The sequence below is a fragment of the Plantactinospora sp. CNZ321 genome (assembly GCF_004217235.1).
Genome location: NZ_SHKQ01000001.1, coordinates 3,726,182 through 3,739,681 on the forward strand (window position 1 = coordinate 3,726,182; position 13,500 = coordinate 3,739,681).

General features: G+C 70.8%; 12 protein-coding genes. 10 read left to right on the plus strand and 2 right to left on the minus strand.

What is annotated here, in order from left to right; all coding sequences use genetic code 11:
• Positions 1-22: 22 nt before the first annotated feature.
• A complete protein-coding gene (locus EV371_RS16290; protein ID WP_130462790.1) occupies positions 23-1,537 on the minus strand; it encodes a hypothetical protein in 1,515 nt (504 codons plus the stop codon).
• 269 nt (positions 1,538-1,806) lie between these two features.
• Here EV371_RS16290 and EV371_RS16295 point away from each other — a divergent pair, with 269 nt between their 5' ends.
• The 10 genes from EV371_RS16295 to EV371_RS33420 all read left to right on the plus strand — a co-directional run bounded on the left by EV371_RS16295 (position 1,807) and on the right by EV371_RS33420 (position 11,845).
• Positions 1,807-2,352: a 2-thiouracil desulfurase family protein gene (locus tag EV371_RS16295; protein ID WP_207230514.1), complete on the plus strand. Its 546-nt coding sequence runs from the start codon at positions 1,807-1,809 to the stop codon at positions 2,350-2,352.
• 153 nt (positions 2,353-2,505) lie between these two features.
• The gene (gene araA / locus EV371_RS16300; protein ID WP_130462791.1) at positions 2,506-4,023 is read left to right on the plus strand and encodes an L-arabinose isomerase; all 1,518 of its coding nucleotides are present in this window, start codon (positions 2,506-2,508) and stop codon (positions 4,021-4,023) included.
• Between the two features lie 92 nt (positions 4,024-4,115).
• Entirely contained in the window at positions 4,116-5,243 is a 1,128-nt protein-coding gene (chvE, locus tag EV371_RS16305) for a multiple monosaccharide ABC transporter substrate-binding protein (RefSeq protein WP_130462792.1), read from the plus strand.
• A gap of 101 nt (positions 5,244-5,344) precedes the next feature.
• The gene (gene mmsA, locus EV371_RS16310; protein WP_130462793.1) at positions 5,345-6,961 is read left to right on the plus strand and encodes a multiple monosaccharide ABC transporter ATP-binding protein; all 1,617 of its coding nucleotides are present in this window, start codon (positions 5,345-5,347) and stop codon (positions 6,959-6,961) included.
• A gap of 8 nt (positions 6,962-6,969) precedes the next feature.
• A complete protein-coding gene (mmsB, locus tag EV371_RS16315) occupies positions 6,970-8,232 on the plus strand; it encodes a multiple monosaccharide ABC transporter permease (RefSeq protein WP_130462794.1) in 1,263 nt (420 codons plus the stop codon).
• A gap of 319 nt (positions 8,233-8,551) precedes the next feature.
• The gene (locus EV371_RS16320; RefSeq protein WP_130462795.1) at positions 8,552-9,028 is read left to right on the plus strand and encodes a hypothetical protein; all 477 of its coding nucleotides are present in this window, start codon (positions 8,552-8,554) and stop codon (positions 9,026-9,028) included.
• A complete protein-coding gene (locus tag EV371_RS16325; protein WP_130462796.1) occupies positions 9,025-10,827 on the plus strand; it encodes a glycoside hydrolase family 15 protein in 1,803 nt (600 codons plus the stop codon). Before EV371_RS16320 ends, EV371_RS16325 begins: the two co-directional genes overlap by 4 nt.
• A gap of 118 nt (positions 10,828-10,945) precedes the next feature.
• The gene (locus tag EV371_RS16330; RefSeq protein WP_349337438.1) at positions 10,946-11,404 is read left to right on the plus strand and encodes a DUF2975 domain-containing protein; all 459 of its coding nucleotides are present in this window, start codon (positions 10,946-10,948) and stop codon (positions 11,402-11,404) included.
• Entirely contained in the window at positions 11,404-11,610 is a 207-nt protein-coding gene (locus EV371_RS16335; protein ID WP_076472788.1) for a helix-turn-helix domain-containing protein, read from the plus strand. Before EV371_RS16330 ends, EV371_RS16335 begins: the two co-directional genes overlap by 1 nt.
• A 79-nt stretch (positions 11,611-11,689) precedes the next feature.
• Positions 11,690-11,845 (plus strand): hypothetical protein, encoded by a 156-nt coding sequence (locus EV371_RS33420; RefSeq protein ID WP_165436716.1) that lies wholly within the window; start codon positions 11,690-11,692, stop codon positions 11,843-11,845.
• Between the two features lie 179 nt (positions 11,846-12,024).
• Here the strand turns inward: EV371_RS33420 and EV371_RS16340 are convergent, their stop codons facing one another.
• On the minus strand, positions 12,025-13,272 hold the full coding sequence (locus EV371_RS16340) for an NAD(P)/FAD-dependent oxidoreductase (protein WP_130462798.1): 1,248 nt from the start codon (positions 13,270-13,272) through the stop codon (positions 12,025-12,027).
• Between the last annotated feature and the right edge of the window lie 228 nt (positions 13,273-13,500).

Sequence of the window (13,500 nt, forward strand, 5' to 3'; positions counted from 1 at the left end):
CCGGTCGGCACAGCCGGGGCGGTCAGAAGATCAGCGTCTCGCGCAGGTAGGTCGCCACCCGCCTTAGCTCCTGCGCACCGTTCACCGGGGCGGTCATCCTGAGCACCAGTTGCCGGTCGATCCTGCTCTCCTCACTGGTGCCGCTCTGGAAGTACGCCACCACGACCAGCCCGTGTCGCTGCTCGCCGTTCTCCTGCAACGTGTTCGTCTCGAGGAACGCGGAGTTCTGGCCGCTGCGGATCCACCGCTTGCCCCAGGCCTCCTCGGCCTGCCGCATGGCGACCTGCTGCGCCTCGTCGCAGGGCTGCGCACAGTCCCGCACGATCAGCTCCCCGCCGTACTTCGGCAGGTCGCTGCCCGGCGGCACGCCGCAGTTGTACTTGGTGAAGCCCTCTGCCCGGCCGGAGAGTTCGCACTGCCAGGTGCCCGGCACCTTGAGGGTGAAGGTCAGGCCCTCCAACCGGGCCAGGGTGCGCACGTTGTCCCGCTCCGTGAAGGTCGGCCACTTGCTGGGCCAGGCACCCGGGGTGGGCGGTTCGAGACCCGGCTGTAGCGGGGGATTGGTCGGTGGTGGCGGCGGCAGGCTGCTCGCGGTCGGTTTCGCGTCCGGCGGCGGTTTGTCCCCGCCATCGTCGGAGAGGTTCACCGCGAGGAGGGTCCCGCCACCGGCCAGGACCAGTACGACCACCGCCGCGATGGCGATCCAGAGCCAGTTGCGCCGTGGCTTCGGCTCCGAGGGGACGATGTGCCGTACCGGCGAATACAGCGGGTCGTACGAGGACGCCTCCGTCGGCGGCTCCGTCGAGTACGCCCTCGGCATCTCCGGCAGCGGCTGCGGCGGCCCGGAGACCGAGTCCGGCGGCACCGAGATCTGGTAGGGCGGTGCGGAGTTCTGGTAGGGCGGCGCCGAACCCTGGAATGGCGGCACCGAGGTCTGGTCCGGCGGCGCGGACGTCTGGTGCGGTGGTGCCGAGGTCTGGTGCGGTGGTGCCGAGGTCTGGTGCGGTGGTGCCGAGGTCGGGGTGCCGCCCACCGGCGGCACCGGCTGTGGGGGTCCGGCCTGCCACGGGTTGGGCGGCGGCGTGCCCGGAGTCAGTCGGGTCGTGGGTGTGGCCAGGTCGTCGTCCTCGGATGCTCCGGGGGAGCCGGCCGGCGTGCCGTCGGCCGGCGCTGCGGCGACACCGGTCTTCCTGGTCGGCTCCTCACCGTCCCCGAACCCCTCCTGCGTGGCCCGGCACTCCATGCCGAGCGCCGCGAAGAGTCGTTCGCCGCCGCCGGCCTCGGCCGCGGCGTAGGCCACCCAGGGGGCCGGGGCGGCGAACTCCGCGTGCACGTAGCGCGGACCGTTCGCACCGGGCTGCGCCAGCGCCTGCGCGGTGCCGACGAACGCCTGCCGCCAGCGCTGGTCACTCGCGACGGCGGCGTCCAGCACGGCCACCGTGTACGAGTTGCCCTGTCCGTCGATGGCGGACCAGACGCTGCCGACCTGGCAGAGGCTGACCGCCTCGATGAACTGGTACGGACCCACTGGCTGCATCCCAACCCACTTCCGCTTCGCTCCCTGCGGATCCTAGCGAGGCGAGACCAGTGCGTCCGAGGCCCCTCCAGCAGCCTGTGCGCCGGTGGTGCAGGCCGCGATCGCGCTGGGGCCGTACCCGCTTGCTGACTCAGCGTACCGAGCCCACTACGGGTCCGAAGTGGATGGTCTCGGCGAATGGCGGACCTGCTCGGGCGGTTCGGCGCCTAGACTGCCAGGTGGAGTTCGATGTCCGACGCAGCGGTGCCAGCGAGCGCGGAGGTTCGGAAATGGAGACCGCAACGGCCGGTGGCGACGACGCCGTGCCCGCATCCGCCGCGGGTGCCGCACCGCTGTTCCTGATGAGCGCCTGCCTTGCCGGCACCCGCTGCGCGTACGACGGCGGCGCCGCGCGGGAGGAGGTGGCGCCCGCTGCCGATGCCCGGGTCCGGCTGGTCTGTCCGGAGGTGATGGGTGGGTTGCCGACCCCGCGCGACCGTGCGGAGATCGTCGGCGGAGACGGGTTCGACGTTCTGGACGGCGATGCCCGGGTGCTGACCGACCGGGGCGAGGACGTGACCGAGGCGTACCTGGCGGGTGCCCGGCGTACCCTGCGGATCGCCCGGGCCACCGGGGCGGTCGGGGCGGTGCTCCAGGACTACAGCCCGTCCTGCGGTTGCCGGCAGGTCAGCGACGGGACGTTCCGGCGGAACCGGGTCGCCGGTCAGGGGGTCACGGCGGCCCTGTTGCTCCGTAACGGGTTCCAGGTCGTGGCGCACCACGAGTACGACGCCTCCGTGCCGTTCCCGTCCGCCCCGGTGCCGCCCCCGGACTGACACCCGGATTCCGGGTTCCCGCTCTCCCGTTACTGAAGCGTTACGGTGTACGGTTTGACTGGTCAAATGTTAGCGGTAACACTCGGCTCGCGACGTGATCGCGACCAGACGGTCGGGGCTGGCAGGCGCCTGCCCCAGGTAGGAGAGGTGGACATGCCGCCGGCCACGCATCCGCAGATCTGGTTCCTCACCGGCAGCCAGCACCTGTACGGTCCGGAAACCCTCGACCAGGTCGCGTCCCAGTCGCAGCAGATCCTGCGTACGCTCGCCGGATCCGGTCAGATCGTCGCGGACATCGTCTGGAAACCCGTCCTCACCGAGGCGTCGGCGATCCGTGCGATCCTGCTGGAGGCGAACGCCGACCCCGGCTGCCTCGGCGTGATCGCCTGGATGCACACCTTCTCGCCGGCCAAGATGTGGATCACCGGTCTGGACGCGCTGCGCAAGCCCCTGCTGCACCTGCACACCCAGCTCAACGAGGCGCTGCCCTGGGAGTCCATCGACATGGACTTCATGAACCTCAACCAGGCCGCGCACGGCGACCGCGAGTTCGGCTTCATCCAGACCCGGCTCGGACTGGCCCGCAAGACGGTCGCCGGGCACGCCTCCGACCCGAGCGTGGTGAGCCGGATCGACGAGTGGGCCCGCGCCGCGCTCGGCCTCGCGCACCTGCGCAACCTCCGGCTGGCCCGGTTCGGCGACAACATGCGCGACGTCGCCGTCACCGAGGGCGACAAGGTGGAGGCGGAGCTGCGCTTCGGCGTCTCGGTGAACACCTACGGGGTCAACGACCTGGTCGAGGTGGTGGACCGGGTCGCCGACCAGGAGATCGAGCGGTTGGTCGGCGAGTACGCCGACCTCTACCGGCTCGCCCCCGAACTGGCCAAGGACGGCGACCGGCACGAGTCGCTGCGGTACGCGGCCCGGATCGAGGCCGGCCTGCGGGAGTTCCTCGTCGACGGCGGCTTCGGCGCGTTCACCACGAACTTCGAGGATCTCGGCGGGCTGCGGCAGCTCCCCGGCCTCGCCGTGCAGCGGCTGATGGCCGACGGCTACGGCTTCGGCGGCGAGGGCGACTGGAAGACCTCGACGCTGCTCGCCGCGGTCAAGGCGATGGGCGTCGGATCGCAGCGGGGTACCTCGTTCATGGAGGACTACACCTACCACTTCGGACCGGGTGAGCCGAAGATCCTCGGTGCGCACATGCTGGAGGTCTGCCCCAGCATCGCGAGCGGGCGTCCGTCGTGCGAGATCCACCCGCTCGGCATCGGCGGCCGCGAGGATCCGGTCCGGCTCGTCTTCGACGCCACCCCCGGTCCCGGAGTGGTGATCGGGATGGCCGACCTCGGCGAGCGGTTCCGCCTGGTCGCCAACGAGATCGAGGTGGTGCCGCCGGACGAGCCGATGCCCCGGCTGCCGGTCGCCCGCGCGGTGTGGAAGCCGGCGCCGTCGCTGAGCACCTCCGCCGAGTCGTGGCTCACCGCCGGCGGCCCGCACCACACCGTGTTGACCCAGGCGGTGGGGTCGGCCACGCTGCGCGACTTCGCCGACATGCTGCACACCGAACTGGTGCTGATCGACGAGCGGACCACGACCGCCGAATTCCGGGACCGGCTGCGCTGGAACCAGGCATACCACCGGCTGGCCCAGGGGCTGCCCGGCCGGGGCTGACCCGAACCCGTACCACCAACCCGCCCACGCAGCACGGAGGTGCAAGGAAGGAAGCGGGGCCCTTCCGCGCACCCCATGGAACGGAGGAGTAGATGAGGTTTGTCCGGCTCGCGGCGGTGGCCAGCGCGGCCACCCTCGCCGCCGCGTTGACCGCGTGCGGATCGAGCACCAAGACCGTGGACCAGGAGGCCGCCTCCGGCGACAACGCCGGGGCACTCGTCGGGGTCACCATGCCGACCAAGTCCTCCGAGCGGTGGATCCACGACGGCAACAACGTCAAGGCGGGCCTGGAGAAGCTCGGTTACACCGTCGACCTCCAGTACGCCGAGAACGACATCCCCGCCCAGGTGAACCAGATCGAGAACCAGATCACCAAGGGCGCCAAGGTGCTGATCATCGCCTCGATCGACGGTACCGCCATCACCACCCAGTTGCAGAACGCGGCGGACAACAAGATCCCGGTCATCGCGTACGACCGGCTGATCCGCAACAGCCCGAACGTCGACTACTACGCCACCTTCGACAACTTCAAGGTCGGGGTGCAACAGGCGACCTCGCTGCTGGTCGGGCTGAAGCTGAAGAACCCCGACGGCAGCGAGGGCACCGCCAAGGGACCACTCAACATCGAGCTCTTCGCCGGCTCGCCGGACGACAACAACGCCACCTTCTTCTTCAACGGCGCGATGTCGGTGCTCCAGCCGTACATCGACAAGGGCACCCTGGTGGTGAAGAGCGGGCAGACGGACTTCAAGACCGTCGCGATCCTGCGCTGGGACGCCGGCACCGCGCAGCGCCGGATGGAGGACCTGTTGACCAAGACGTACAGCGGCGGCACGAAGGTCGACGGCGTGCTCTCGCCGTACGACGGGCTGTCGATCGGCATCCTGTCGGCGCTGAAGAGCAACGGCTACGGCACGGCCGGGCAGCCGTACCCGATCGTGACCGGGCAGGACGCCGAGGTGGCCTCGGTGAAGTCCATCATCGCCGGTGAGCAGTACTCGACCATCTACAAGGACACCCGGCAGCTCGCCGAGGTGGCGGTCAAGATGGCCGACGCGGTGCTGAAGGGGAGCAAGCCGGAGGTCAACAACGAGAAGGACTACGACAACGGCAACAAGGTCGTGCCGTCCTTCCTGCTCGAACCGGTCATCGTCAACAAGGAGAACTACCAGGCCGCGCTGATCGACACCGGGTACTACAAGCCGGAGCAGCTCCAGTAGTCGTACCCTCGCGGCGGTCGCCCGGGGTGATCCCCTGTGCGGCCGCCGCGCCCGTGCCGGGAACACCTGCCCACCACCGACGCTGGAGGCGATCCGTTGGCATGACCGACGACATCCTGCGGATGCGGAACATCACCAAGACCTTTCCCGGGGTACGCGCACTGCACGAGGTCAGCCTCTCGGTGCGCCGGGGTGAGATCCACGCGATCTGCGGCGAGAACGGCGCCGGGAAGTCCACCCTGATGAAGGTGCTGTCCGGGGTCTACCCGCACGGCTCGTACGCCGGGGAGATCCTCTTCGACGGTGAGCCCTGCGAGTTCGCCGACATCCGGGACAGCGAGCGGCGCGGAATCGTCATCATCCACCAGGAGTTGGCGCTCTGCCCGCAGCTCTCGATCGCCGAGAACATCTTCCTCGGCAACGAGCGGGCCAGCCGTGGTCTGATCGACTGGAACCGGACCAACCACGAGGCCGCCGAGCTGCTCGCCCGGGTCGGACTGCACGAGAACCCGGTGACCCAGATCAGCGACATCGGCGTCGGCAAGCAGCAGCTCGTCGAGATCGCCAAGGCGCTCGCCAAGCGGGTCCGGCTGCTCATCCTCGACGAGCCCACCGCGGCGCTCAACGACCGGGACTCGGCGCACCTGCTCGACCTGCTGCGCGGCCTGCGTGACCAGGGCATCACCTGTGTGATCATCTCGCACAAGCTGAACGAGATCGCGGCGATCGCCGACCGGATCACGATCCTGCGGGACGGGCGGACGATCGAGACCCTGGACCCGGAGTCCGACGAGGTGACCGAGGACCGGATCATCTCCGGGATGGTCGGCCGCGACCTCGACCACCGGTTCCCGCCGCGCGAGCCGCGCATCGGCACCGAGGTGCTGCGGATCGAGGACTGGACGGTGCACAGCCCCACCCAGCACGGCCGGGTGGTGGTCTCCAACGCCAACCTCACGCTGCGGCGCGGGGAGATCGTCGGGCTGGCCGGGCTGATGGGCGCCGGCCGTACCGAGCTGGCGATGAGCGTCTTCGGGCGCTCCTACGGGACGGAGATCTCCGGCCGGCTGGTCAAGGACGGGCGGGAGATCAGCGTACGGTCGGTGCGGGACGCCATCCGGCACGGCATCGCGTACGCGACCGAGGACCGCAAGCGGTACGGCCTCAACCTGATCGAGGACATCAAGCGGAACATCTCCGCCGCCGGCCTGAGCCGGCTGGCCCGGCGCGGCTGGGTCGACGACCACCGGGAGTACCAGGTCGCCGACGAGTTCCGGGCCAGCATGAACATCAAGGCGCCGAGCGTGCTGAGCGTGACCGGCAAGCTCAGCGGCGGCAACCAGCAGAAGGTCGTACTGTCGAAGTGGATCTTCACGAATCCTGACGTGCTGATCCTCGACGAGCCGACCCGGGGCATCGACGTCGGCGCCAAGTACGAGATCTACTCGATCATCAACCGGCTCGCCGACGAGGGCAAGGCCATCCTGGTCATCTCGTCGGAGCTGCCCGAACTGCTCGGCCTCTGCGACCGCATCTACACCCTCTCCGCCGGCCGGGTCACCGCCGAGGTGCCGCGCGCCGAGGCGACCCAGGAGTACCTGATGCGGCACATGACCAAGGGCCAGGCCGACCACGGCGACGCCCGCGGTGCCACCGACGCCCCGGGCCCGGTGGACGCCGCCGGCCGGCCGGGCGACTCGACGAACGGACAGGAGTAGCCCTCGATATGAGCGCCACCGCCCCGACCAACGCCGACGTCACGCTGAGCGGCCCCGGTCTCGGTGTGCCCGCCGCCCCGTCCGGCGGGCCAGGCCGCCGGCTCTCGGTGAACCTGCGGCAGAGCGGAATCTACGTCGCCTTCGCGCTGATCGTGCTGCTCTTCTCGGTGCTGACCGACGGGGCCCTGCTCCAGCCGCAGAACATCTCCAACATCATCGTGCAGAACTCGTACGTGCTGATCCTGGCGATCGGCATGATCCTGATCATCATTGCCGGACACATCGACCTCTCCGCCGGCTCGGTGGTGGCGGTCACCGGGGCGGTCGCGGCGGTGCTGATGGTCGAACACGACGTACCGTGGCCGCTGGCCCTGCTGATCACCCTGGTCGTCGGCGGGCTGATCGGTGCCTGGCAGGGCTTCTGGGTGGCCTACTTCGGCATCCCGGCCTTCATCGTCACGCTCGCCGGCATGCTGCTGTTCCGGGCGCTGACCCTCACCGTCCTCGGTAACCAGGGCATCGGCCCGTTCCCGGACCCGGTGCGTACCCTCGCCAACGGCTTCACCGAGGGCTACCTGGGCAACGTCGGCCTCGGCCCGCTGGGCGGCGCCGACCTGTTCAGCCTGTTGGTCGGGATCGCCGCGATGGCCGGCATCGTGCTGGTGCAGTGGCGCGGCCGGGTGTCCCGGCTCGGCTACCAGCAGAACGTCGAACCGCTGCCGCTGTTCGTCCTCAAGCTCGCCCTGGCCGGCGTCGTGGTGATGACGGTGATCGTGCAGTTGGCCCGGTTCAAGAACCTGCCCTGGGTGCTGATCCTGCTGGCGGGACTGATCCTGGCGTACTCGCTGCTGACCAGCCGGGCCGTCTTCGGCCGGCAGATCTACGCCGTCGGCGGCAACCTCCAGGCGGCGACGCTGAGCGGCGTCAAGGTCAAGTCGGTGATCTTCTGGATCTTCGTCAACATGGGGGTGCTCTCCGCGCTCGCCGGGATCATCTTCGCCGGCCGGCTCAACCAGGCCGGGCCGACCGCCGGCAACGCCTTCGAACTCGACGCCATCGCGGCGGCGTTCATCGGTGGGGCGGCGGTGCAGGGCGGGGTCGGCAAGGTGGTCGGGGCGATCACCGGTGGCTTGATCATGGGTGTCATCAACAACGGCATGTCGTTGATGGGCGCGCCGAGCGAGCAGGTGATGCTGGTGAAGGGCGCGGTACTGCTCGCGGCGGTCGCCTTCGACGTCTGGACCAAGCGACGCGCCGGAGCATCCCGGTAGTCGGGAGCCCTTCCGGCGGCGACACACCTGCCTCGGCGTGGTCGGCGGCCGGCCCGCCCGGGAGGCGCACCTGCCACGGCAGTACCCCGGCCGACGGGGTCTTCGCCGTACTGGCCCGGCGAGCCGTACGGCTTCCGACTGCGAGAGCGCATACGGTAGATATCCGGACGAACCAGGGTCCGATCCGGGATCGGGGCGCCCGACGCCGGGGCGGGGCGGGCCCGTGTGGAGTCAGGAGGCAGGCCGATGGCCGATCCGGTAAGGACCCCGGCGAGCGGGCCGGGCCGGCGCGTCCCGACGGTCGGCCGCGCCGGCTGAGATGGACTGGGCCGGATGGGCACTTTTCGGGATCGTCGCCACCACCGCACTGACGGCGGCGATGATCACGGCGCAGCTCGCCGGGTTAACCCGGGTTGACCTGCCACTGATCCTCGGCACCATGTTCACCGAGGACCCCGACCGGGCCCGGGTCGCCGGATTCTTCCTCCACCTGCTGGCCGGTCAGGGTTTCGCGCTCGGCTACGCCGCGACCTTCGCCCTGCTGGGCCGGGCCACCTGGTGGCTCGGCGCGCTGCTCGGCGTACTGCATGTCGGGATCACGCTGACGGTGCTGTTGCCGCTGCTGCCGGGCGTACATCCCCGGATGGCCTCGGCACGGGCCGGTCCGTCCAGCACGGCGGTGCTGGAGCCGCCGGGCCTGCTGGCCCTCAACTACGGCATGCAGACACCGGCCGTCACGGCGGCCGTGCACGTCCTCTACGGGGCCGTCCTCGGGCTGCTCCTACAGGCCCGATGAGCCAGGTCGGCCCCGCCGAGCCACCGCCGATCGCGGACTACGGGCTGCTCGGAGACACCCGCACGGCGGCCCTGGTCTCCAGCGCGGGCGCGATCGACTGGATGTGCGTGCCCCGGTTCGACGGCGCATCCCTGTTCGGCCGGCTCGTCGGCGGAGCGGAGGCGGGCACGTACCGGATCGGGCCGGCCGGACCGGCCGAGGTGGTCGAGCGGCGGTACCGGCGGCACACCGCGACTCTGCGGACCACCTGGGCGCTCGGCGACCGGCGCCTCACCCTCACCGAGGGGATGGTGGCCGAGGTGACCGGAGCGCTGCTGCCGGCGACGCTGCTGGTGCGGCGGCTGTGCGCCGAGGGAGGTCCGACCGAGGCCGTCGTCGAGTTCGATCCCCGGCTCGGCGCCGGGCGTCGGCCGCCCCGGATACACCGCCGCCGCTCACTGGTGGTCTGCGAATGGGGCTCGCTCGCGGTGTCGCTGAGCTGCGCTCCCGGGCCCGTCGTCGGGCCCGGCCGACCCACCTCGCTGACCGTACACCCGGGCCGGCCCGTCACCCTCGTGCTGGTCGTGGCCCTGCGGGAGCCACTGATCCACGTCGACCCGGACGCGGCCTGGGAACTGCTCCGTGCCGACCAGGCACGCTGGCGGGCCTGGGTCGGCGACCTCGATCCCGGGCTGCCGTTCCGGGACGCGGTGGCGCGCAGCCTGCTTACGTTGCGGCTGTTGACCTACTCGCCGTCGCACGCCCCGGTCGCGGCGCCGACCACCTCGCTGCCGGAACAACCCGGTGGGGTACGCAACTGGGACTACCGCTACGTCTGGCCCCGCGATGCCAGCATCGGCGTCGCCGCCTTTCTCGGTGTCGGCAAGCCCGACCAGGCCCGTGGCTTTCTCGCCTGGCTGTTGCGGGCCAGCCGGTTGCAGCGACCGCGGTTGGCGGCACTGTTCACCCTGGACGGTCTGCGGGTGCCGGGGGAGCGGCGGCTCGACGGCTGGCCCGGCTACGCAGGCAGCATCCCAGTACGCCTCGGCAACGACGCCGCCGGCCAGCACCAGCTCGACGGGTACGGCTGGGTCGTCGACGCGGCCTGGGTGTACGTGCGGGCCGGGCACCGCCTCGACGGGGAGACCTGGCGCACCGTACGCGGCTTCGCCGACGTGGTGGCCCGGCGGTGGCGGGAACCCGACGCCGGCATCTGGGAGCTGCGCCACGCCACCCAGCAGGTGCACTCCAAGCTGATGGGTTGGCTCGCGCTGGACCGGGCACTGCGGATGGCCGAGGCCCATCCACTTCCGGACCGGCAGCGGCGCCGCTGGCGTGAGGCCCGACAGGCGATCGCCGACGACGTACGGGTGCACGGCGTCGACCCCGAGCGGTCGAACTACGTACGCGGCTACGGTTCCCGGGAACTCGACGCGGCGCTGCTGACGCTGCCGCTGCTCGGCATCGAGGATGCCGGCTCGTCCCGGGTGGAGCAGACCATAGAGGCGATCCGGCGGGAGCTGGGGGCGGGCGGTCCGCTGCTCTACCGCTACCCGCCCGGACGTGACGGCCTGCCCGGTGCCGAGGCGGCCTTCCTGCCCTGTTCGTTCTGGCTGGTCCAGGCCCTTGCCGCCACCGGGCGCCGAGCCGAGGCGGTCGAGCTGTTCCGGGCGCTTCTGGACCGGGCGAGTCCGCTGGGACTCTACGCGGAGGAGATGGACCCGGTCACCGACGCCCACCTCGGCAACTACCCACAGACCCTGTCCCACGCCGCGCTCGTCCAGGCCGCGCTCGCGATCCGGTCCGCGCCGGCCGGATAGCCGGTCCAGACAGAAGGAAGACCGAACATCGGCACACCGCTGGTCGCACCCCGTCGACCCTATTGACAATCGATAGGTAACGCCTGATAGTCGATATATGTTTGCCGAGCATCGAGCGGTGGCCCCGCTCCGAGTACTCCTGGTGCTGCTGTTCGGGATTCTGGTCATGTTCCAGACCCTCTCGCTGCCCGGACAGTTCGCGCACATGGCCGAGGAGTCCCCGGACATGGCGTACCTGAGGTGGCCGATGACCGCCATCTCGGTGTTCTGGGTGCTCTGCGTCCAAGTGGTGATCGTGGCCACCTGGAAGCTGCTCACCATGGTCAAGAACGACCGCATCTTCAGCGAGGCCTCGCTGGCCTGGGTGGACGCGATCGTCTGGGCCATCGCCGCCGCCTGGGTCGTGCTCGTCGGCGTTCTCCTCTACGTCGGCTTCAACGCGGACGATCCCGGGCTGCCCGTGCTGCTGTTCCTGATGTCGGTGGGTGTCGCCGTGCTCGGGCTGCTGATGGTCGTGATGCGCGCGCTACTGCGGCAGGCAACCACCCTGCGCAGCGACATGGAAGGCGTGATCTGATGCCCATCGTCGTGCGCATCGACGTCCAACTGGCGAAACGCAAGATGAGCGTCGGCGAGTTCGCCGAGCGTGTCGGGCTCACCCCGGCGAACGTGGCCGTGCTGAAGAACGGCCGCGCGAAAGCCGTCCGGTTCAGCACCCTGGAGGCCATGTGCCGGGTGCTCGACTGCCAGCCCGGTGACCTGCTCGAGTGGGTGGAGGAATGACCCATCACCGAATCCACCCGCCACAGCCTTGCGCACCGTCGCGGTCGACGGTGTATCCGGCCCCGAAGCGGAGAATCCGATGAGGTATCTACTCGCCCTGCTCGCCATCGCGCTCGGCGTCGCCGCCGTGGTCTACGGGGAGGCCGACGACTCGCCAGGCCTGCAGTTCCTGGGCGCACTCCTCGTCCTCGGCACACTCGCGTACGGCGTGCGGGTCGTCCGGCGCAGCAGATAGCGTACGACGGTCGCTGTCTCACCTGTCGACCGACGCCCGCCCGGTGCCGTGTCGCGGGCCGGTGCCGACCCGAGCGGCCAACTCCGCCCCGCGACCGGTGCCCAGGTCAGGTGAAACTGCTTGCCCCGAACCCGCCAGTCCACACGGTCCATCTGCGAGTATGCGCCTGACCAGCGGGGTCAGCGGTTCAGCAGGTCGGCGGCGGCGACCCGGATCAGGGCCCGCGGCCCGAGTAGGTTCAGCAGGTTGCCCGGCGCGCGGAACCGGGACATCGGAATCGCCCCGGAGAGTACGCCGAGGAACTGGTCGACGGCGGCCGGCCGGTCCTTCAGCGCAGCGAACAGCGCCCGGTCGACCGCGCGGGTGGGCCGGAAGGAGGCCAGGTCGAGGGTAAGGTCGTACATCGGGCCGGCAGCGGCGTCCCGGCGGGCCCGGTATCCGGCAAGTGCGGCGTCGGGCCGACCGCCCCCCTCCACAGCGGTGACGACGGCGTCGACGAGCAGTTCGGCGTCACGGAAGGCGTTGCCGATGCCCTGACCGGTGATCGGGTCCATCACCAGGCCCGCATCGCCGACCAGTGCCCAGCCCGGACCGTGCGGCACCCGGAACGCGTTGGGCACGTCCGGCGTCAGCCGGAAGCGTTCGGCCCGCTCGCCGGCCCGTACCCGGGCGCCGAGATCGCCACAGCCGTCCAGGGTGCTCAGGTACTGGCCCTCGACGTCGGCGCGGAACGCCGGGAAGTCGGCGGCCCGCCCGGCGACGTAGGCGATCGTCAGACCGTCGTTGGTGGGAAAGACCGCCACGGTCCGGCCGGGGCGCTGGTAGAACTCCCCGCCGGCGACGGCAACCCCCGACCAGTACGTGTAGCAGGCGAAGGTGCTGGCCGGCCGCTCCCGGTAGGCGGGTGCCCGGACCGCGGCGGCGACCATGGAACGCTTGCCGTCGGCGCCGACCACCAACGAGGCGGTCTCGGTCACCGGTCCGCCGCCGCGCTGCCGCCCGCGCACCCCGACCACCCGGTCCCGGTCCCGGACGAGTTCGTCGACGTCGAACCCCTCCCGCACCTCCACCCCCGCCTCGCGGGCCGCGTCGACCAGCAGTGCGTCCAGCAGGGTACGGCGGGGACTGTAGAGCGCGTCGGCGCCCTCGTGTGCGGGGTAGCGGCCGGCGAGCACGACGCCGCCGGTGTCGAGCCGGATGTCGCGGGCGGGCGGAGTGCCGGCCGCCGCCAGCCGGTCCAGCAGCCCCCACCGGTGGAGCCGGGCGACCCCCGGTACCTGGACCTGATGCGTCGAGAGGGTGTCGCTGGGAAACCGTGCCCGGTCGACCGCCAGCACCCGTAGGCCTCGGCGGCCCAGCAGCATCGCGGTCGCGGCACCGGCCACCCGGCTGCCGACGACGATGACGTCGTATCCCCGTGCCGACACTGAGCGCCACCTTCCACCGGATGGATCGGCCGGGGCGGATCGCCCGGCCGACGGACCCGGTTATCGCACCGGGCCTCGCCCCGGCTCCGAATCGCCAGATCCGGGCAAACCTCCCCGCCTCGTCGTCGGCGCCGAAGGCGGTTCACATCCGGTTAGCATACGGAGGTAGCGCTCCGGGCAGGTGTCCTGCGGCACCGGGCGAGGTGACCACGACGGGACGCCGTGGGC